The sequence below is a fragment of the Leucobacter denitrificans genome (genome assembly GCF_014396385.1).
Taxonomy (GTDB): domain Bacteria; phylum Actinomycetota; class Actinomycetes; order Actinomycetales; family Microbacteriaceae; genus Leucobacter; species Leucobacter denitrificans.
Map to the genome: position 1 here is coordinate 1,530,557 of NZ_CP060716.1, position 20,063 is coordinate 1,550,619.

18 protein-coding genes and 1 pseudogene are annotated in these 20,063 nt (G+C 58.6%); 5 read left to right on the forward strand and 14 right to left on the reverse strand.

Annotated elements, in window-relative coordinates; translation table 11 throughout:
• Window positions 1–35 precede the first annotated feature (35 nt).
• The 7 genes from H9L06_RS07390 to H9L06_RS07420 all read right to left on the reverse strand — a co-directional run bounded on the left by H9L06_RS07390 (window position 36) and on the right by H9L06_RS07420 (window position 10,007).
• Entirely contained in the window at window positions 36–695 is a 660-nt protein-coding gene (locus H9L06_RS07390) for a Maf family protein (protein WP_187554588.1), read from the reverse strand.
• Between the two features lie 122 nt (window positions 696–817).
• Window positions 818–1,981 carry an NAD(P)/FAD-dependent oxidoreductase gene (locus H9L06_RS07395; protein ID WP_187554589.1) on the reverse strand — a complete coding sequence of 388 codons (1,164 nt, stop codon included), beginning with the start codon at window positions 1,979–1,981 and terminating at the stop codon, window positions 818–820.
• 68 nt (window positions 1,982–2,049) lie between these two features.
• Window positions 2,050–3,213, reverse strand: a complete 1,164-nt coding sequence (locus tag H9L06_RS07400) for an ABC transporter substrate-binding protein (protein WP_187554590.1) — start codon at window positions 3,211–3,213, stop codon at window positions 2,050–2,052.
• Between the two features lie 70 nt (window positions 3,214–3,283).
• Complete coding sequence (locus tag H9L06_RS07405; protein ID WP_246454304.1) at window positions 3,284–5,014, reverse strand: ABC transporter permease; 1,731 nt, start codon at window positions 5,012–5,014, stop codon at window positions 3,284–3,286.
• Window positions 5,014–6,216: an ABC transporter ATP-binding protein gene (locus H9L06_RS07410; protein WP_187554591.1), complete on the reverse strand. Its 1,203-nt coding sequence runs from the start codon at window positions 6,214–6,216 to the stop codon at window positions 5,014–5,016. The genes H9L06_RS07405 and H9L06_RS07410 overlap by 1 nt, the downstream gene beginning before the upstream one ends.
• Before the next feature lie 105 nt (window positions 6,217–6,321).
• A complete protein-coding gene (locus H9L06_RS07415; protein ID WP_187554592.1) occupies window positions 6,322–8,337 on the reverse strand; it encodes a hydantoinase/oxoprolinase family protein in 2,016 nt (671 codons plus the stop codon).
• A complete protein-coding gene (locus H9L06_RS07420; protein WP_187554593.1) occupies window positions 8,334–10,007 on the reverse strand; it encodes a hydantoinase B/oxoprolinase family protein in 1,674 nt (557 codons plus the stop codon). Before H9L06_RS07420 ends, H9L06_RS07415 begins: the two co-directional genes overlap by 4 nt.
• A gap of 367 nt (window positions 10,008–10,374) precedes the next feature.
• Here H9L06_RS07420 and H9L06_RS07425 point away from each other — a divergent pair, with 367 nt between their 5' ends.
• Window positions 10,375–11,334, forward strand: coding sequence for a LacI family DNA-binding transcriptional regulator (locus H9L06_RS07425; RefSeq protein ID WP_246454306.1), 960 nt, complete (start codon window positions 10,375–10,377; stop codon window positions 11,332–11,334).
• A gap of 48 nt (window positions 11,335–11,382) precedes the next feature.
• Here H9L06_RS07425 and H9L06_RS07430 read toward each other — a convergent pair whose 3' ends face one another.
• Together H9L06_RS07430 and H9L06_RS07435 are read right to left on the reverse strand one after the other, a co-directional pair.
• Window positions 11,383–12,117, reverse strand: a complete 735-nt coding sequence (locus H9L06_RS07430; RefSeq protein ID WP_187554595.1) for an ABC transporter permease — start codon at window positions 12,115–12,117, stop codon at window positions 11,383–11,385.
• Window positions 12,114–12,854, reverse strand: a complete 741-nt coding sequence (locus tag H9L06_RS07435) for an ABC transporter ATP-binding protein (RefSeq protein WP_187554596.1) — start codon at window positions 12,852–12,854, stop codon at window positions 12,114–12,116. Before H9L06_RS07435 ends, H9L06_RS07430 begins: the two co-directional genes overlap by 4 nt.
• A 79-nt stretch (window positions 12,855–12,933) precedes the next feature.
• Between H9L06_RS07435 and H9L06_RS07440 the strand changes: the two genes are divergently transcribed.
• The gene (locus H9L06_RS07440; RefSeq protein ID WP_187554597.1) at window positions 12,934–14,259 is read left to right on the forward strand and encodes a class I SAM-dependent RNA methyltransferase; all 1,326 of its coding nucleotides are present in this window, start codon (window positions 12,934–12,936) and stop codon (window positions 14,257–14,259) included.
• A gap of 86 nt (window positions 14,260–14,345) precedes the next feature.
• On the opposite strand, the gene H9L06_RS07445 is transcribed toward H9L06_RS07440, so the two are convergent.
• From H9L06_RS07445 to H9L06_RS07455, 3 genes and pseudogenes are all read right to left on the reverse strand, one after another.
• Window positions 14,346–15,164 carry a hypothetical protein gene (locus H9L06_RS07445; RefSeq protein WP_187554598.1) on the reverse strand — a complete coding sequence of 273 codons (819 nt, stop codon included), beginning with the start codon at window positions 15,162–15,164 and terminating at the stop codon, window positions 14,346–14,348.
• A pseudogene (locus tag H9L06_RS07450) lies at window positions 15,161–15,781 on the reverse strand (ATP-binding cassette domain-containing protein); the annotation flags it as partial. The gene H9L06_RS07445 and the pseudogene H9L06_RS07450, both read right to left, overlap by 4 nt.
• A gap of 86 nt (window positions 15,782–15,867) precedes the next feature.
• Window positions 15,868–16,293 carry a GntR family transcriptional regulator gene (locus H9L06_RS07455; RefSeq protein ID WP_187554600.1) on the reverse strand — a complete coding sequence of 142 codons (426 nt, stop codon included), beginning with the start codon at window positions 16,291–16,293 and terminating at the stop codon, window positions 15,868–15,870.
• 92 nt (window positions 16,294–16,385) lie between these two features.
• Between H9L06_RS07455 and H9L06_RS07460 the strand changes: the two genes are divergently transcribed.
• The 3 genes from H9L06_RS07460 (at window position 16,386) to H9L06_RS07470 (ending at window position 18,155) form a co-directional block, all read left to right on the forward strand.
• Window positions 16,386–16,772, forward strand: a complete 387-nt coding sequence (locus H9L06_RS07460) for a YchJ family protein (protein WP_246454308.1) — start codon at window positions 16,386–16,388, stop codon at window positions 16,770–16,772.
• Between the two features lie 70 nt (window positions 16,773–16,842).
• Entirely contained in the window at window positions 16,843–17,544 is a 702-nt protein-coding gene (locus H9L06_RS07465; protein ID WP_187554601.1) for a DUF6498-containing protein, read from the forward strand.
• The gene (locus H9L06_RS07470; protein WP_187554602.1) at window positions 17,541–18,155 is read left to right on the forward strand and encodes a GyrI-like domain-containing protein; all 615 of its coding nucleotides are present in this window, start codon (window positions 17,541–17,543) and stop codon (window positions 18,153–18,155) included. The genes H9L06_RS07465 and H9L06_RS07470 overlap by 4 nt, the downstream gene beginning before the upstream one ends.
• 25 nt (window positions 18,156–18,180) lie before the next feature.
• Here the strand turns inward: H9L06_RS07470 and chrA are convergent, their stop codons facing one another.
• On the reverse strand, window positions 18,181–19,380 hold the full coding sequence (gene chrA / locus H9L06_RS07475) for a chromate efflux transporter (protein ID WP_187554603.1): 1,200 nt from the start codon (window positions 19,378–19,380) through the stop codon (window positions 18,181–18,183).
• A 52-nt stretch (window positions 19,381–19,432) separates the two neighbouring features.
• A complete protein-coding gene (locus tag H9L06_RS07480) occupies window positions 19,433–20,029 on the reverse strand; it encodes a TetR/AcrR family transcriptional regulator (RefSeq protein ID WP_187554604.1) in 597 nt (198 codons plus the stop codon).
• Window positions 20,030–20,063: the final 34 nt, after the last annotated feature.

Below are 20,063 nucleotides of genomic sequence, written 5' to 3' on the forward strand. Positions count from 1 at the left end.
TTCGCCTGACGCTGAGTCCCGGGTTCCTGAGCAGGTCAATCCCAGAGGGCGGTGTACTCGTGGCCGAGCTCGCGCACGAGTCGGCGCAGCGCGGGGAGCGACAGACCGATCACGCAGCTGGGTGCGCCCTCGATGCGTTCGATGAAGGCCCCGGCGAGCCCGTCGATCGCGAACCCACCCGCAAGCTCGAGTGGCTCTCCCGTGCCAACGTACGCCGCGAGCTCCTCGTCGGTGATGTCGGCTGAAAGCGTCACCTTTGCTGTGTCGATCGACCCAGCAGCGGGTGAGTCTTCGACGGCTGGGGCCGATCCACCGCTGTAATCAATGACCCAGTGGCCCGAGTGCAGCACACCGGTCTTGCCGCGGTGCTGCTTCGAGCGTTCGAGCGCGATCTCGGGCAGGTGGGGCTTGCCGAGGATCTCGTCGTCGAGCAAGAACATCGAGTCGCCGCCAAGTACGAGGCCACCACCGAGTTCGGCGATTTCGGCGCCGTGCCTGCGCACAACATCTTCGGCCTTGAGTCTGCCGAGGTACTCCGTGAGTTCGGGTGCGCTGAGTTCACGGCCAAGCTCGGCCTCGCGTGCGGCAACCTCGGCGTCTTCATCGACCTCGGGCGCGAAGCACACGGGGGTGATACCGGCAGCACTGAGCACCGAGAGTCTGGCGGGCGAGGTCGAGGCGAGAATCAAACGCATGCGATTCAGCTTATTGGGTTCAGATCCGAGTCAAAGTTTGCCCCTAACTTGCAAGGCAAACTTTGCCTCGGATCTGATTCGACTCTGCGCCGAACCTGCATCGAGGCTGTGCGGAAGGAGATTTAACCTTTCTGCTCGCCCTCAAGTGCATATGGATCGAAGTATCCTACGCCACGTTGCGCCGCTTCCAGCACCCGCGCAGGGCGGAACTCGTCAAGCAAGGAATGAGACTCCCCAGAAACGACCTCAGTCGCAACAAGTCTCGACACAATTGCCGCGAGCGTTACACCACTATGCATAGTCGTCACGTACAGCCCATCAAGACCGTTCCAGTTACCGACCACAGGCAGGCCATCAAAGAGATACGGTCGAGAAGCAATCGCGATCCGCTCGGCAAGAACATGCCGAGCTTCGAAGTCGTTAAGGTGCTCCCCGGCAATCTCGAACAGTTCATCGACAGCGCCTTGAGGAAGATCCCAAGCTGCTTGGTCAATCTGACGATCAGTATTCTTGGACCGCACGACAACACGGCCCTCGGCTTCGGGTCGAATACTCAACGCAGGAAAATGCAGTACCGTCGAAAGGCTTGAAGCACCTGGTGAGGTCGTGATCGAAACTCCCGGGGTACCAGACGTCCGGACATTGATGTCGTGTGAGGCAAGTAAGTCTCCGAGACCGGCTCCAGCTGCAGCTATAACTATGTCGGCTTCGAACTGTTCGCCAGATTCAAGGCGAGCACCGCAAACTTGACTCCCCTGAACCACAAGGCCCCGTACCCGTTCACCGAGCACAAATCGGGCGCCCAACGACTTTGCTGCGCCAATCAAATCGTGAATGAGCAAACTCGTCGAAACGTACCCCTCAAAAGGAAAGAACGCTGCATATTCATAGCTCTCCCTTCGGGTAATCGAACGGTCAAGCAGATGCAAATCATCCACCGGATATGGAATCGCAGCGTAACCGTATGAGTGAAGCCGGGCGACTCTCTCCGCTAGTCCCGCGGCGCTCTCGGGCGTATCCGCGACATGTAGGTTTCCGACTGGGTGTAGCCACTGATCACTCTTCAGTTCTCTCGCAACGAGTTGCCACTCCATAATCGACATGACGCTGAGGTCGTGGTACGGGCGGAGTGCCTTGTTGTTCGAGTTAATCCACGCGAGGCTTGCGGCACTTGCCGCTGCACCCGGAGTCTCAGCATCGATTACGGTCGTCTGAACTCCGCGCTTTGCAAGTTGGAAGGCAATTGAAGCGCCAATAACTCCGGCGCCGACAATGATGGCTTTCACGAATTCTCTTTCTAAGGATTTGAGGGGTCTTGCACGCTCCCGTGCAAGACCCCGTAATGTTGCGTCTGCTAACCCGTAATCCCAAATGCGGCATTCCAACCCGCGACTACTGAAGCGCTGTTGTTCTTTGCCTCTTCCGGCGTGTATGGATAGAAGATCTCGTCATTAGGGAGCGGAAGCTCGATATCACCGGTGGGAACTTGTCCTACGTCGGTCCGTGCACTGACGAAGCCTTGTGCTTGAGCAAACTTCTGGCCGCTCTTTGAGAGCATCCAATTCATGAATAGTTGTGCTGCGGGGTTGTCCTCACCCTTGGTCGTGAGTCCCTGCATGTTGTATGCACCTGCCACACCGTCAGTCGGAATCACAATTGAGATGGGAGCGCCTTGAAGGGCCGTGGCGTACGCGGTATTCACTACTGCGGGTGCAGCTTCGATTTCACCTCGAGCGAGTGCTTCCATGGCGACAGAAGTCACGTCAAAGAGCCGAGGTTCCTGCGCAGCCAGTCCAGTCCAGTACTCCTCACCGAATACGTCTTGCTGGAAGGCAGCCTGTCCTTGCGCAGCACCGCCAGCTCCTGCACTCACCACTCCAACTTTGCCCTTCCAAGCAGGCTCGAGTAAATCTGCCCAACTCGTCGGCGCCGACTCGGCTGGAACGGCTATGCTGTTGTACGCAATTGCAGAAACGGTATTGAATGCGGTGTAGTAGGCTCCGTCGCTCCACACAACATTCTCGGTTCCCTGCAACACATCGTGGGATGGCATCCCTGAGTAGGCAACGAATACACCTTCGTTGGCGAGTTCCTCAGCAAATACGGGGTCGCCAATTGTCACGACATCAGTGCTGAGTTTGTCTACGCCTGCTTCACTGAGTAGGCGCTCATTAAGCTTCGTTGATGCGAGTCTGCTGGCTTCAATACTTACGCCAGTTTCTGCTTCAAAACGGGCTGCTGTGAGCTCGGCGGTGTCACTACCTGAAGATGTAATCCAGATAAATGAACCAGCTCGCGCAGCTTCAAGTAGTTCAGCGTCCGCGACGAGTTCGCCATCTATAACGAGTCCGTCGGAGTCATCGATCTCTGGCATTGCGAGTATTTCAGACGTCTCGTTTTCCTCTGCGCTGACGTTCGCATGAGCGTCCTCAGCGCTCCCGGCAGAGCATCCTGAGAGAAGCAGCGCTGCGGTTGCTGTGACTCCAACGAGCGTGGTTGTAATTCGGAATGTATTCATGTGTTGAGCTCCTTTGCTTGAACAGTGGTTGGGTGAGTGTTTGTTAGAAATTTCCGGACAGTTTCAGCTCTTATGCTCGAACTAGCCGTCGCGGAATATAGGAGAGAATCATCATCAGGGCGACATAGAAGACACTGAGTGCAGCCGCTTCACGAAGCGCGCCACCGGTTTCGAAGGCGTCGTATATCGCGATTGACAAGATTTCTGCGTTTCCTGTGTTGAGGAATATTGGAACAGTAAGCTCACGCATACTCAGCATGAGCAAGAGCAAGAAGGTCGACAGAAGACCCATTTTCATGAGAGGCGCCGTGATCTTCGTAATTGCGGTGAACCTTGAAGCCCCGAGTATCACCGCAGAATCCTCAAGATCCCGATCAGTTGCAAGCATCGAAGCGGCAATTCCGCGATAACCCTGAGGGGCCTGTACCGCCAGGAATGCAACGACGAGCACCATAATGGTGCCATACAGCGGAACCGGCAGAATAAGCCAAGTCCACAACAGTCCGATGGCAAGCACAACTGCAGGAATGGCGAGCGGGATCATCGTCACGCCTTCGATGAACTCCTTACCTGCTGCTTTCGTTCGGTAGACAATGTATGCGCAGATAAACGCAAGGGCCACACCGATCAGCGCAGTAGTCACGCTGACTACGAGACTGTTCACCGATGCGTCTAGCACTCTCGGGGAAGTGAAGACACCCGCAAATGCGCTCAGATCAAACCCTCCTGGCGCGACGAGCTGCCGTAGGGAAGTAAGGTACGGGGTTGCCTGACCCGCGACAGTCACAAGTCCCAGCACAGGAAGAACGATCGACAGAAGGAAGAAGATCAGCACACCAATGAACGCAGGAACCCTCGCGGCACCAAGCGAAACCCTCTTAGGTCGAACCCCTTTTCCGCTCACGGTCGTATACGAGCGTTTAGCAACGATCCGGCCCTGCACCCACGTTACGAGCAGCACAACTGCAACGAGAATAACTGCGATAGCAGCGCTCTCATTTCCTCTCGATGGGCTCGTATTCATAAGCCGATAGATCAAGGTGGGTAATGTGTTTACCCCACCTGGTGTGCCCAGCGCCTGCGACACAGGAAAGTTCTCAAAAATGAGAATGAATGTGAGTAGTGCGGCTCCCATGATTGCTGGCAACGCGAGTGGGAACGAGATTAAGCGCTGCATGCGCCCTTGGGTCGCTCCGTGTACTCGTGCAGCTTCTTCCAAATCTGGACTCATCATCGACATCGCCCCATGTACCAACAAGAACGCATACGGGGAGTAGTAGATTGCAAAAACGAAGATCATGCCTGGTATCGAGTACATATTCAGTGGGATGGAGGTTCCCAGGTCTCGCTGAGCAATATTCAAGAGTCCAGCAACAGGGCTCCCAAGCGTTGACCATGCGAGTGCGCCGACATATGAGGGTAGAAACATTGGCATGAGGCCGACCAGATAAACGAACCCAGGCAGCGGTATGTTCGTGCGAGCTGCAAGAAACGCTAGTCCCGTGCCGATCGCGCACGCGAGTATCGATGCCGACACCCCAATGAGCAGCGAGTTCCAAAATGCCCCAAGCACCTCTGGAGTCGCAATAAGGGAGAAGCTATCCAGAGTGAGATTCCAGGTAATATTTCCCGGGCGAGGCACATCAGTGCTAAATGCCGAGAGAAGCACCAATCCCGCGGGAAGCACGATGAGAATTGCAAGGATGCTCAGCACGATTGCGCTGACCACCCAACGTCGCCTCGGCCGCATCACGGGTGACGCGGTGTTCCTAGGTGACACGAGCGACCGTACCGCAGCCATCAGTTACTCCTCCCCCAACGTGCCCGAGTTTTTTTCGACTGACTCATGGCAGGAATGGCACGTGTCGAGAGGCCCTCCAGTTCGACTGGAGTATCTGCCTGGGAGTCAGAGGATGCACTCGGCACCTCATCCGGAAGCACCAATACGTTACGAGCATCGAACTCCAGATACACTCGATCCCCCACATGCAAGTCAGGGGAGGATTGCATCCGAGTTTCAACCTCCATAGTTGGTCCCGCATCGAGCTTTACGGTCCATCTGGTGTATGCCCCTTGAAAGAGCCTCACCTCAATCACACCCGGCCAGGAATTGTCAGAATCAGTTCGCTGGCTGACCGCCATTGAAATATTCTCCGGGCGCACACACATACTGAATGTATTCGTGTGCGATTGGGTCTGGCCCTCAGCCACTACTTCGAGTTCATACTCAGCAAGCCGACCTCGCCCACCAACAAATGGGGCAAGCTTAAAGACGTTGACCATGCCCAAGAACGTCGCAATCGACGCTGATGCGGGTGAACCATAGATGTCTGCGGGTGCAGCAAGCTGACTTATCCTCCCGTGTTGCATAATTGCGATGCGATCCGCGAGGGCCAAAGCCTCACCTTGATCGTGTGTCACATAGACCGAGGTGAGTCCGAGTTCGAGTTGAATTCGTCGAAGTTCCACCCGCAAATCTTCGCGAAGCCGTGCATCGAGGTTTGATAGCGGCTCGTCCAGAAGCATGACGTTAGGTCCCATCGCAAGGCTTCGGGCAAGAGCAACTCGCTGCATTTGACCACCTGACAGCAGACTGGCACCCTTCTCGGCAAGATGCTCTAGTCCCACAATTTCAAGAGTTTCGAGTGCCTTACTTCGGACTTCCTTCTTTGGCAGACGCTTCATGCGAAGAGGGAACGAAACGTTCTCGAGGACTGTCATGTGTGGCCAAATCGCGTACGACTGGAACACCATGCCAATATTCCGCTTGTTCGGCGAAAGGTTGCGTCTCGATGCAGCATCGAACACAGTCTTTCCACCAATGCTGATGGAACCACCATTCGGGTCTTCGAGCCCAGCAATGCATCGCATCGTACTCGTCTTGCCACAACCAGACTGGCCGAGCAAGACAAGTGACTCACCCTCTGCAATGTCAAGATCGAGATTCTTAACTGCGTGAAAGTCTCCGTATGACAGCGAAAGTCCGTCAATTCTTACATCCATAGTTTCCTCCCGAAGGATCGCTGCTCTACGCCCTTGCGGCGTCGAGCATGGAAGCCTCTTCTGGCGAGCCTGCGGTAAGGCCAGTGTTGATAATCGCTGAACCGTCTACGAGTGGAGTGAACGTTGCCCCCGGGGCACCGCGATTGTGGTGTCCTCTTGAAACACGAGTGCGGGTCCGGTGATCTCGCTACCCACTTCAATCTCAGAGCGGTGAACCGCCCGAGTAGCAGAACTCCGATCACGTTCCCACCAAACCTCTATTTCTCGAGAGAGGATCCGGTCCGCAGGCGCACCTTGTGAAGCATAGCTTGTAGGTGAATCCTCGATGCGTGGCAAAGCTACGCTCGCCTCCAGGCGCACGCTCACCAACTCAATAATTTCGTCTTCCGCGGCATATCCGTTCTGTGCACGGTGCGCATTAATGAATGCCCTCCGTGCAATTTCGAGGGATTCAGTTGTGAGTGGAAGATCCGAGAGATCCACTGCCAGTGCATGGTGTTGGCCTCGGTACCTCATATCTGCGCGTAGTCGATAGTCCGGCACTCCGCCGTGCACTGCTTGCTCTTGTACCCATACCGAAGCCTCATGTTGCAACCCACTCGCCAATGTGTTGAGAGCTTTGAGGTTTTCAGCATCCAACTCAATGATTTGCGAAGATACAAACTCTGCTTCCTGGTCAGAGACCAAAAGTCCTAGTGCACACATCGTTCCGGGTGTCGCGGGAATAAGAACCTCTCTTATGCCAAGTTCACGAGCAACGTCCACAGAATGCATTGGGCCTGCACCTCCGAATGCAACAAGGGTGAAATCACGTGGGTCTAGGCCGCGTTCGAGAACCAACTTTCTGGCGGTGAGAGACATGTTTGTGTTTACGATATCGAGCACCGCACGAGCTGCACCCACCGGGTCAAGCCCCAGTTCGTCCGCAATTGTCTTCATCGCTTGCAGCGCGGCGTCATAGTGGATCGTCACGCTCGACCCAAGTTCGAGATTCGCTGGAATAAGACCAACTAAGACGAGCGCATCCGTGACAGTAGGCTCAGTACCACCGTGCCCATAGGCAGCCGGTCCTGGCCGCGCTCCGGCCGAGCGGGGCCCAACGCGCAACCGCTTCCCTGAATCTACCCACGCGATGCTACCTCCGCCCGCACCAATGGTGCTGATGTCGAGGCTGTTCCCAAGTACCGGGACTCGTTCGACCTCACGGAGTCGAAGCATGGTCGGCTTGCCCCCGTGAATCAAACTCAGGTCGGCACTCGTTCCTCCCATGTCAAAGGTGAGAAGTTCAGAACGATTGAGCCGCTGACCTGTTTCAATTGTTCCCAGTACTCCAGCAGCTGGGCCAGAAAGCAAGGTCATTGTGGGATGTTTGCCGGCATCACTCAATGTTGCAAGCCCTCCAGCCGAGTGCATCAGCAAAGGGTGTACAAAGATAGATGCATCTTCAACACGCTCTGAGAACCGTTCTAGGTAACGCTTCATAAGCGGTCCAAGCGCCGCATCCAAGACTGCTGTCGAGAATCGCTCGTACTCACGAAACTCTGGCGCAACTTCAGCCGAGGTCCACACTGGAATCCGAGGGAAGTCTTCGCTAATCCATTCGGCAACTTGACGCTCGTGCTCAGCATTAATGTAGGAGTGCAAGAACCCCACACACAGCACCTCTGCACCGTCCTCAATAAGGCTTGCGACCTTTTCTCGAACCTGCTCCCTCTCCGGCGCAACCAGAGGCACGCCTTCGGCACTCATTCTCTCATCGAGTTCGATACGCATGTTTGCGGGAACAAGGATCCGGCGGCTCCGGAACAACAGGTCATACAGCCCCTCGCGGGTCTGTCTTCCCACCGCAAGAACATCGGCGAATCCTGCAGTCGTCAAGAATCCAACCTGCGCAAATTCACCTTCGATAGCGGCATTTGTCGCAACAGTTGTGCCATGACTCACACCGAAAACCGACTCAGGTGCAGCCCCCGAGCGCTGAAGGATGACCTCGATCGCATGTGACACAGCTTCGTCGGGGTTCGGGCGGGTTGACGGCACTTTTGCACTGTAGAAACGTCCCTCCACTTCCGCGACGACATCCGTAAATGTTCCACCGATATCAATTCCAATGCGGGTCATTTTCCGCCTCCTATCTTGCTCTCGTTCTGGCTGATCTCAGCCGACACGGTTCCTGCGGCGGCTTCCGGCTGGCCATAACCGCCGCCACCAGCGGTTTCAATTCGGATAATGCTGCCCTGGGGTAACGAAGTTCCGTTATCCTCCCTGCGATAGATCCACTCTTGGTCGGTCTCTGGATCAATCGTCACTCTGAGCGTGCTACCAGCACCACCCCCCGCGAGACCCCATGGTCCGGTACGGACTCTGTCGCCCTTGGTACGAAGACGAACGCCTGGGACAAGTGTCTCAATCTCGCGGACAATACCCTCCCCGCCTCGAAAATGGCCCTCCCCACCAGAACCACTTCTCAGTCCGTATCGTTTGATCCGGAATGGATAGGCGATTTCCATGACCTCATTTGGGGTGTTGGCAGTGTTGGTCAAATGCGAGTGCACCCCATCGGGTCCATCGCCAGCAGGCGATGCACCAAAACCACCCCCATAGCTCTCAACGTAGCTAAAGAACTGTCCTGATTCGGGGTACCGCCCGTGGAGGTGAATGCTTGGAATGGAGCCGTGCGAAGCTGCAGGAATTCGATCTGGAAGCGCGGGGGCCAGAGCGCCTAGAATCGCTTCGGCGACACGCTGGCAAGTATCAGATCGCGACCAAACCGGAGCTGGATCAATCGGATTCAGAATTGAACCCCGCTCTGCCTGAATGTCGATCACGCGATAGAACCCCGAATTTGCAGGAAGCTCCGGATCCAGCGCGGCCTTGATCGCGTAATAGACTGTAGCGTCAAGAGCTGATGGCACCACATTGATCTGGCCTGGAACCTGACTCGAAGTACCTGAGAAGTCGACGCTGACGTTGTCAGCGCTAATACTGACTGCAACTTTGATCTCGATATCTTCGGTGCCAGCACCGTCATAATCAATGTAATCAACAAATGAGTAGGTTCCTGGCGTGACCTTCTCGAGGGCCGACCGGACCTGCTGTTCGGCCTTATCAAGCCACAGTTCGGTGGCTTGAAGCACATACTCGGGTCCGTACTTTTCACAGAGGTCCGCATAGCGTTGAACTCCCAGCCGAACTGCTGCGAACTGTGCCCGGAGGTCCCCACGCCGATCCAAAGGAGCACGGCAATTGTTCAAGATGAACCGCATAACCTGGTCGTCAACGAGACCACCGGAGATAATCTTCACCGGCGGGATCCGCAGGCCTTCTGAAAAGATGTCGGGTGCGCCACCGAGTGACCCGCCCATTTCGGCATGGTGCGCAACGCTGGCCGCAAACCCCGCAAGTTTTCCGTCCGCAAACATCGGGGCGACAACTGATACGTCTGGAAGGTGTGTACTACCCCCTACGTACGGGTCGTTGGAAAGAAATACATCACCCTCGTGAATGTCATCTCCGAATTGCTCCAATAAGCGTGGTATGAATCCAAACATCGACCCCATATGAAGTGGGATATGTTCTGCCTGGGCAATCGTACGACCCTCCCGATCGAGGAGAGAGGTTGAGCAGTCCCGACGTTCCTTAATATTCGGAGAATAGGCAGCGCGGATCAACGCAACGCCCATTTCTTCGGCCGTCGCGAGTAAGTGATTGCCGAGAATGTCAACCGAGACTGAGTCGATTAACAGTTTATTCTCTGAAGTCATGTCTTCTAACTTTCTGTATTTGGGCATAAGGATTTCAGGTCTGCAAAAGCCGCATCTTGGATGTTTGCGACGAAGTCAGGCTGGAAAATTCGATAGCTCTGGCTTCCTGTCCTACGGCTGGAATTCATCCATCCGTCTAACGATCGATATAGCTCGGTCGCATTCTTGAGTTATTTTGGACGACGTTGTCATTCAAATGTAACTAGTTACACTGTAAGCATGTCAAGTACTTTTTGCAACTGTTATCGAAGTTCGAGAATCTTGAATCCTCTAAATTCAACTCCCAACCCCACAACTTTTTGACGGTAGTGTTCACATCGTGACGAAAAATCGAAGGGCGACAATCGCAAAGGTAGCCGCGACAGCTGGCGTCTCTACGGCTACGGTTTCTCGAGTGCTTAGCGGAAGTTCGGCAGTGACTGAAGCAACACGGAACCGTGTGGAAGAGGCAGCCAAGTCCTTGAATTACCGCCCGAGCGACCTCACGCGAGCGGTGTTTGCGGGTCGCTCAAATTCCATCGGCGTTCTATTTGCCGACATGCGCAGCCCGTACTACGTGGGCCTTATTGAAGGCATTACCCATGTGTCAAGTCGCGCAGGGGCGCTGGCCTATCTAGCTGCGGGCAATCGTGACATGGACCAAGAGGAGCAGATCCTCTCCCTTATGGACTCGCACAGGGTGCGCGGCCTCATAACAGCTGCGCATCATCATGACGACCTCATACTCAACATGGCCGAATCTGGTACCGAATGTGTGTATATCACTCGGGAACCGACCTTCATCCATCCGCGGGCGCATAGCATTAGGCTCGATAACATCGCAGCGGGAAATCTTGCATTGCAGCATTTGACCGAGATTGGTTGTACGCGCACGCTCATCGTGAATCAAACTCCGCTGCGGTTGACCTCAATAGAGCGCACACAAGGTTTCCGCGACGCGGCACAGGCCGCGGGTTTGCATATTGCTGACGAACAAGTCCACAAACTGGATTCACTTTCCGCGCCGAGCGCCGATCTAGCGCAAACAATTCAGACTTATTGGCAGCAGGGACGGATCGATTCAGTTTTTGCAACCACTGGTGCCGCAACCTTCCGAGCCTATGAAGCACTTGCCGGCAGCGGACTACGTATTCCCGAAGATATCGCGATCCTCGGAATCGACGACTTCCAGTGGGCTTCCCACCTTGCTGCGCCGCTTTCAGTCATCACTCAACCCACCTTTGACATGGGTGAGGCTGCGGCGAAGCTTATTCTCGAGGAACCCGGATCCAGTCAAACCATGATTTTTCCGCCGTCAATTATTGTGCGCGAGTCCACCTTGGGGCATGCTGCCTCAGACAATGACGCGAGCTAAAGAGCAATTGAGGCGCGCCCAACAGACTAGCCACCACCTATAGGTCCCCTACGGAGTACGGCGGCGCAGCGTCACTGACGCCAGCACAAGCGCAGCGAGCGAAACGCAGGCGATCACGATGAGTGGCTTCCAAAGCTCCCACCCCTCGTCACCCGCGGTCACCGCATTGACGGCATCGACCGCGTAACTTAGCGGCAGCCAGTTCGAGATGTTGTACAGCACCTCGGGCATTTGGTCGCGCGGCATGAGCAACCCGCCCACGAGAATCTGAGGGATCACGACGAGCGGCATGAACTGCACCGCCTGAAACTCAGTGCGGGCGAAGGCACTTGCGAGCAGGCCAAGGGCGGTTCCGAGCAGAGCATCGAGCACGGCGACGAGACCGAGCTGCCAGACTGGGCCCTCGACCGTAAGCCCGCAAACCAGCACCGCGTAAGCAACGGTAAACACCGCCTGCACAACGGCGATGAGCCCAAAGGCGAGCGCGTACCCAACGATGAAGTCTGCCTTGCCGAGCGGGGTGGTCATCAGGCGTTCGAGTGTGCCCGACCTGCGTTCGCGCAGCGTCGTCACGCTCGTCACGACGAACATGAGAATGAATGGGAAGAGGGCGAGGATCGGCCCGCCGAGCTGGTCAAACACGCCATCTTGCTCGTCGAACAGCCAGGCGAACAAACCGACGAGGAGCGGCGGCGCAACGAGCAGCAGCACGACCGAGCGTGCATCATGCGAGAGCTGCCGCAGCACTCGAGCAGCGACGGCGAGGGTTCGGGCCGGGTTCACGACGCTCCTCCCTCGTGCGCTCGAATCACTTCGAGAAACGCGGATTCGGGATCGGGAGCACCCGTATCGGAGAGAAGAGCGTGCGGTGTCGTGTCGGCGATGACCTCGCCCTCGCGGAGCAGCAACAGGCGGTCGCAGCGGAGCGCCTCGTCCATCACGTGGCTGCTCACGATGAGCGCGGCGCCCTCGCCCGCAAGCCTGGCAAACAAATCCCACAGCTCTGCCCGCAGCACCGGGTCGAGACCGACTGTCGGCTCGTCGAGCACGATGAGCTCGGGGCTCCCGAGCAGTGCCGCGGCGAGCGAGACCCGGTTTCGCTGCCCACCAGAGAGGGATTCCACGCGTTGTTTGGCCTCGTTGCGCAAGCCAACGAGATCCACCACGCGTTCGGCGTCACCCTTCGGCGCACCGAGGGCACTCGCAAAGAAGCCCAGGTTCTGCATCACGCTGAGGTCGTCGTAGACCGAGGCGGCCTGCGTTGCGTACGCAACTCGCGTGCGCAATTCTCGCGAGCCAGCTGGTAGCCCGAGCACCCGCACATCCCCGCCGACATTCGCCTGCGCGCCGACGATTGAGCGCAACAGCGTCGTCTTTCCGCACCCAGACGGGCCAAGCACCCCCGTGACCTTGCCCACCGCAATGTCGAGGGTGAGGCCCGAGAGCACCTCTCGATGCCCGCGCTTCACCGTCAGCCCAGAAAGCCGGACCGCAACCGCATCATCGCTTGCGTGCTTCACAGCTTCAGCATACGCCCGGCGCTACAAGCGGGGAACGAACGCCCAGGATCTTGCGCAAAGTGATGGGAGAATAGTGCTCATGTCTGAACAGCGCAGCACCAGCCCACTTGAGGTCGGCACCGAGGTTGAACTCGAAATCACCGGCATTGCCCACGGCGGGGTGAGCGTCGCGCGGCACGAGGGCCGCGTTATCTTCGTCGCCGACGCAATTCCGGGCGAGCGGGTGCTCGCGCGCGTGACCGACGCGAAGAAGAAGTCGTTTGCCCGGGCCGCAGTCACCCGGGTGCTCGACGCGTCGGCGGATCGGCGGGACCACATCTGGGCCGAAGCCTCGGTCGACCGTGACCCCGAGGAACGCCCCGGCGGCGCAGAATTCGGGCACATTGCGCTCGAACGGCAGCGGGTGCTCAAGGCCGAGGTGCTCGTCGACTCGATGTCACGCTTCGGAGACATCGAGCTCGCAGCTGAGGAAGACGAAGACTTCGCAGATGTACTTGCTGAACTCGTCGAACCGGCCGACGGCGACGATGAGGCAAACGGGCTCGGCTACCGCACCCGGGTTCGACTCCATGTCGACCCCGAGACCGGCACGGTTGGCCCGTACGCCGCGCGAAGCCGCCGCGTGATCCCGGTCGAGTCACTTCCGCTCGCTATCGAAGGCATCAATCAGATCGCTCCACTTTTCGAGCAGATGGGTGGCCTGCAGACCGTCGACCTTGTTGCGCCTTCCGCTGATGATCCACGAATGCTGCTCACCGAGGTCGGTTCGAAGTCTGCGAGCGGCGCCAATGACCTCGTGCGCGAGCTCGTCGAAGATCGCGGCTTCATCGTGCGCGCCGGTGGGTTCTGGCAGGTGCACCGCGAGGCACCGGCAATGCTGTTCGGTGCGGTTGCAGACGCGGTTTCGGCTCTCGCCGAGGAGGGGCTCTTCGACCCCGCCGCTGGCAACCTCGACCTCTATGGCGGGGTCGGTCTGCTCGCCGCCGCAATGGCCGAGGCCGCAGGGCAGGGGCTAAAAGTCACGACCGTCGAGGTCGATGAGGCCGCGACCGATAACGCGGCCGAGAATCTCTCTGAAATTGTGGGGGCGCTCGCGGTCACCGCAAAGGTGGATCGGCACCTCGCCGACCTCCTCAAGGCATCGGCGCCCGTGCGCGATCGCTTGCGCCGGGGCACGGTCGTGCTCGATCCACCCCGCTCTGGCGCGGGCGGCAACGTAACCGCACAGCTCGCCGAACTCTCACCCCAGAACATCGTGTACGTCGCGTGCGACCCGGTCGCGCTCGCCCGCGACACGAAGTCGCTGCTCGACTCGGGGTACGACATGCTCGAGCTGCGTGCGTTCGACATCTTCCCGCACACCCACCACTTCGAGTCCGTCGCGGTGTTCACCCGCGGGGAGTAGGAAGACACTAAAATCCGAGTCAGAGTTTGCGTCCAACCTTCAAGGTGTAACCGCAAACTCTGACTCGGATTGGTGACGACTTCCCCCTAGCGGAGCGAGGTGCGGCGATCCACCGAGCGGGCACCCCACCAGGCGAGCACGATCGCGAGCACGATGCTCACTGGCACAATGCCGAGCCCGATGACGCCTGGGTCACCCGCATCGGGATTCGTGACCGACGCCACGAAGTCGCTCCACATGCCCTGGGCGACGATGGGTCCCGCTCCCGCTTCGTCGATCTTCAACCCGAATGGGATAAAGAGCATCGAAGCGAAGCTCACGATCTGCATGATCACGTAGAAGATGATCGCGCCGATCACCGGGGCCCCGAATCCGAGGTGATTGAACTTTCCCTCAGCACCGACGCTCATAATTGTTGCACCGGCGATCACCGTGAACGCGAGCTGCGTCACGATGCACACGACCAGGAACCAGAACACTCCCAGGCCGAATACGTCGATCAATTTGCCGATTTCCTCGAACACCTCGGCACTGCTCGCGCCGAGCGAACGGTAAAAGAGGAGCACCCCAGCGAGAGTTGCGAGCACGGTAATCACTGCTGAGACGAGCACAGCCAGCAAGCCGTACGCCACCTTCACTGCGTACAATGTGCGACCGCGAACCGGCAGGCTCATGGTGAAGTAGCCCTCGCTGCCGTACATGGTGCGCCAATAGCTGGCGACGAGAATACCCATGACCATCGGGGTGATGATGCCGATTGCAAACACGCCGAGGATCAGCGGCAACGCCCCGATGAACATCGCGAGAGCAAATGCGGCAAGGGCGACAAGCAAGGCGATGCCGACCGAAGTGAACAGCCACTTGCGGGTGATGCGAAATTCTTGGGCAAACAGTGTGCGGATCATGATGCGTACACCTTTCTGAAGAGGGCGTCGAGGCTCACACCGTGTTCGGTTCGAAGCTCGTCGGCATCACCCTGCAGCAGCACCTGGCCAGCACGCAGGAAAATCACCGAGTCGACAATCGGTTCGACGTCTTGAATGAGGTGGGTTGAGATGAGCATGAGTGCGTCATCGGCGAAGTTCTGCAGAATGCCTCGCAGAATCACGTCGCGCGAAGCGGGATCCACCCCCGAAATTGGCTCGTCGAGCAAATACACGCGAGCCCTGCGCGACATCGCGAGTGAGATCTGCAGCTTCTCGCGCATGCCCTTCGACATTTCTTTGAGGTTGCGATCCCACGGCAGGCCGAAGAAGTCGACCATGTCACGAGCCTTCTTCGCGTCGAAATCGTCGAAGAACCTTGTGAACTGCGCAATCGAGTCGGCAGGCTTATGTGAGTCGGGCAGGAAGGAAGCGTCGGGAAGGAAAGACACGAGTGCCTTCGATTCCGGTCCGGGCTCGAGCCCCGCGACGCGTGCCTCGCCCTCCCATTCAGCGAGTACTCCGGCGAGAATCTTCAGGAGCGTGGTCTTGCCAGATCCGTTGTCGCCCATGAGGCCGACGATCTGACCCGGCTTCAGTTGCAGGTTGAGCCCCGCTAGTGCAGGACGGCCGCGATACGACTTGCGCAGGTTCGCGACTTCGATTGCGGCGATTGGTTGGTCGTTCATCGCTCATCCTCTCGTTCGGGTTGAGAAAGTTTGGTTGTTTCGGTGTCCTTTGTGGATCCCGCCTCGTCCACGGCCCAGCGCTCGGCGAGCAGGTCGGTAGTTTCGCGAAGACTCATGCCGAGGCCCCTCGCCGAGTGCACATAGCCGTCGGCAGTTGTAGTGGCGAGTTCGGCTCTTGCGTCGGATACCGACGCCTGGTCGCTCGTCACGAATCGGCCCGCGGTGCGCTCGGTGGTGGTGAGGCCCAGGCGATCCACTTCGCCGAGCGCCTTTTGCACTGTGTTCGGATTCACACCGAGCTCGAGCGCGAGTTCGCGAACCGACGGCACTTTGGCGCCGATCTCCCACTCGCCCGCGGCGATGCGCCTGCGAAACTCGTCGACGAGCTGCGCCCAGATGGGCCGCGAATCATCAATTTGCATGGTCACTCCTTTCATTCGTCGTTGCTTCGTGTGTACCACTGTATTACGACACTAATACAGATGGCAAGTGTGAGTTTCGATACTGTGGATCGGTGAGCGTCCCCCCCGAAGAACTTCGCTGCCCCTGCGGCCTCGGCAACCCGTACGCCGCGTGCTGCGGCAGATTTCACGACGGTGAGGCAGCACCGACCGCCGCACAGCTCATGCGGTCTCGCTACTCAGCCTTTGCGCTCGGGCTGCGTGATTACCTGCTTGAAACCTGGCACGCGTCGACTCGACCCGAGGAGCTCGAACTCGATCCCGAGATCCGCTGGTTGCGCCTCATCGTCGAAAGCACAGAGCAGGGAGGGCCATTCGACACCGAGGGCACCGTCACGTTCACCGCGATTGGGCGCGGAGAGGATGGGCGATTTGAGCAGCACGAGCGCAGCCGCTTTGTGCGCGAGGGTGGGCGCTGGTTTTACGTCGACGGGGAATGATTGTCGGGCGCGGAGACCCGCCACCCGGTGATCCACCACCAATGTCGCACCAAGAACGTACGATGGATACGTGATCGAACGCCTCGTCTCATCAGCCGTCTACCTGGTGCTCCCAATCGTGGGCATCTTTCTCTTTGACTGGGATTGGCGCTCGGTGATCGTGCTGTACTGGCTGCAGAACATTACGGTTGGGATCCGCACGGAGATCGACATGATTCGCACGCGCACGCCGGAGGCGCCCGGCGAATCCGTGAGCCTCACTTTCAATGGTCGACAAGTTACCGGCAGTGCGCAGAAACCACTCATGGTCGTGTTCTTCGCCGTGCACTACGGAATCTTCACGCTTGTGCACGGGGTGTTCGTGTTTCTCATTGTGTCTGGGGTCTTCAACGGGCTCTTCCAGGCGTCAGGCGGCGCGGGCTCGACTGGTGGCGCAGGCCCAGCCTGGTTGCCAGGTGCGCTCACGCAAGAGGCCACTTTTGACCTGCGCGGCATCATCGTCGCATGGGCGATCGGCTCAATCGTGCAATTCGTGCTCGCGGCCATGGCACCGAGCGAGAATCTCCCGCCACTGCGCAAGCTGTTCTTCGCGCCCTACGCTCGCATCTTCGTGCTCCACTTCACCGTGATCATCGGGGTCTTTCTCATCACTCGGTTCGACTGGCCCCCAGCGGCCGCGATCCTTCTCGTAGCGCTGCAGTTCGTGGTCGACCTCTGGCGACCGCTGAACACGAACTCCAAGACGCCCAACACTTTGAAGACCGCAATATGACCGAGAAGGTTGATTTCAAGAAGACCCTCGCCTCGTACCGCGCGAAGCGGGGAGTATTCGAGGTCATTGAAGTACCCGAGATGCAGTACCTCATGGTCGACGGGCACGGCGATCCAAACACATCGCCCGAGTACGCGGCCGCACTCGAAGCGCTCTACCCCGTCGCATACAAGCTGAAGTTTGCGAGCAAGCGTCAGCTCGATCGCGACTACGTCGTACCGCCGCTCGAGGGTCTGTGGTGGGCCGACGACATGGCCGCGTTCACGACCTCACGAGACAAGTCGCAGTGGCACTGGACAATGATGCTCATGGTTCCCGAGTGGATCGACGCGGCACTTGTCGACGCGGCGATCGCAGAGGTGCGCTCAATGGGAGCTCCCGAGAAACTCGACGACATTCGCCTGGAGTCGCTCGCCGAAGGAACGAGCGTGCAGACGCTGCACGTGGGCTCATTTGACGATGAGGGGCCTGTGCTCGCGCGCATGCACGACGAGTTCATTCCGGCTCAATGTCTGAGGCTCACGGGCAAGCACCACGAGATCTACTTGAGCGATCCACGCAAAACTGCGCCCGAGAAGCTGCGCACCATTCTGCGCCAGCCAGTGAGCTAGGTCGGCCCGAGTAGGGTGAGACGCCTCACCAGAACAACCCAAAACCTGTCGCGCCAGACAGCGCCCCGGCTACGACACCCGTGAGCACGACGGCCCACGCAGGAAACCGTGCCGCGAACAGCAGAACAAGCCCGACCCCAGCTATGACAAGCGTCGCCGGGCTGGTGATTCCCGACGTGACTACCGGGTTCCAGAGCGCCGCTGCCAAGATCCCCACTACCGCCGCATTCGCGCCTGCGATCGCCGCGCGCATGACCGGCTTCCCCCGAACCTGCGACCAAAACGGGAGTACGGCAAGCAGGAGGAGCATGCCGGGTAGAAAGATCGCGATGAGCGCGATAAGTGCGGTGAGCGGTGCTGATCCACCCACACCCATCTCGAAACCGAGGAACGAGGCGAAGGTGAATAGCGGCCCAGGAACCGCCTGCGCTGCGCCATATCCAGCAAGGATTTGTTCAGGAGTTACAGCGTTGGCAATCGCTGGTTCTGCTGCGAGCAGCGGCAACACCACGTGCCCGCCCCCAAACACCAGCGCACCTGAGCGGTAAAACGCGTCGATAAGCGATACCCCGGGGCTCCGGGTCGTCGCCGCCGCGATCGGGAGGAGCACGAGCAGAAGCATCCAGAACGTGAGGGCTACGACGCCGGCTCGACGCGACACCCCGATCTGCAATGGTGTTGCCTCGGGCTGATCCACCCGCCTACACCAGGCCACGCCCGCCAAGATACCTACGCCAATCGCGGCGACCTGACCGATTGCTCCGGGAAGGAGCAGAGCGAGCAAGGCCGCAACAATCGCGATGCCGATGCGGCGAAGGTCGGGGGTGAGTGTGCGCGCCATGCCCCACACCGCATGCGCGACAACTGCTACGGCAACCGCGGTGAGACCCGAGATGACGCCGGCGCCAATTGCCCCGTCAAGGGTCACCGCACCGATAGCGAAAAGTACGAGCAGAATCGCCGAGGGGAGCGTGAAGGCGGTCCAGGCCGCGAGCGCCCCAAGATACCCACCTCGAATGAGCCCGAGTGCGAACCCGACCTGGCTCGATGCCGGTCCGGGTAGGAATTGGCAGATCGCAACAAGCTCGCTGTACTGCTGCTCACTCACCCACTTGCGCTTGGCAACGAGTTCTTCTCGAAAGTAGCCGAGATGGGCGACCGGGCCGCCGAATGACGTTACGCCAAGCTTGAGAAAGGCCCGGAAGACCTCGGCGGAATGCGACACCTTTCTAGCGTGTCGCGCGGCGATAAGCGAGTCAAGATTGAGCGCGCAATGGTTATGCGGCGTTCACCTGGTGCAGACCAACGCCCTGTACGGTCATCTCGAGCAGCAGGTCGCGCGCCTCTTGCAGGTCTTCCTTCGTTTCCTCGCTGTAGCTGTAGGCAGCAGCCAGCCCCTCGGCTGCGCGGCGCACCATGCGGATCACCAGTGGGTCGAGGCCGTCGAGCGCTAGCTGCTCTTCCCACCACACCGTGTCGGCATCCATCACCTCGCGAATCTCGGGCAGACCATACAGGCCATTCCAAATCGGGGCAGACCCGAAGTAGTTCGCCGCCTCGAGGTCGCCACCGCAGAGCGTGCGCACGTAGGCGCGCAACATCTTGCCGGGCGCATTCTCTGACAGGTCGAGATTGCCTGTCACCGCTTCGCGGAAGCGATCATTCGCGTCGTCAACGACTGCGATGAGCAGTTGGAGACGCCCCGAATAGTGGTGCATGAGCCCACCCTTGGACACTCCTGCGGCTTCGGCCACCTGGGCGAGCGTCATCGCGGTGCCCACCTCGCCGATCACATGCGCGGCCGCGTCGAGTATTTGGCGTTGCGTGCGTGTCGAGTTTCGCTCTGCGGTGCGCTCTAGGTTCTGTGCCGTCACAGGTGTGTCCCCTCTCCGCGCTGCGATGCAGCTA

Coding starts and splice junctions, on each gene's coding strand:
- H9L06_RS07390 (WP_187554588.1), bottom strand. CDS start 695: ATGCGTTTGATTCTCGCCTCGACCTCGCCCGCCAGACTCTCGGTGCTC.
- H9L06_RS07400 (WP_187554590.1), bottom strand. CDS start 3,213: ATGAATACATTCCGAATTACAACCACGCTCGTTGGAGTCACAGCAACC.
- H9L06_RS07415 (WP_187554592.1), bottom strand. CDS start 8,337: ATGACCCGCATTGGAATTGATATCGGTGGAACATTTACGGATGTCGTC.
- H9L06_RS07420 (WP_187554593.1), bottom strand. CDS start 10,007: ATGCCCAAATACAGAAAGTTAGAAGACATGACTTCAGAGAATAAACTG.
- H9L06_RS07405 (WP_246454304.1), bottom strand. CDS start 5,014: ATGGCTGCGGTACGGTCGCTCGTGTCACCTAGGAACACCGCGTCACCC.
- H9L06_RS07410 (WP_187554591.1), bottom strand. CDS start 6,216: ATGGATGTAAGAATTGACGGACTTTCGCTGTCATACGGAGACTTTCAC.
- H9L06_RS07445 (WP_187554598.1), bottom strand. CDS start 15,164: ATGATCCGCACACTGTTTGCCCAAGAATTTCGCATCACCCGCAAGTGG.
- H9L06_RS07455 (WP_187554600.1), bottom strand. CDS start 16,293: ATGCAAATTGATGATTCGCGGCCCATCTGGGCGCAGCTCGTCGACGAG.
- H9L06_RS07470 (WP_187554602.1), top strand. CDS start 17,541: ATGACCGAGAAGGTTGATTTCAAGAAGACCCTCGCCTCGTACCGCGCG.
- H9L06_RS07440 (WP_187554597.1), top strand. CDS start 12,934: ATGTCTGAACAGCGCAGCACCAGCCCACTTGAGGTCGGCACCGAGGTT.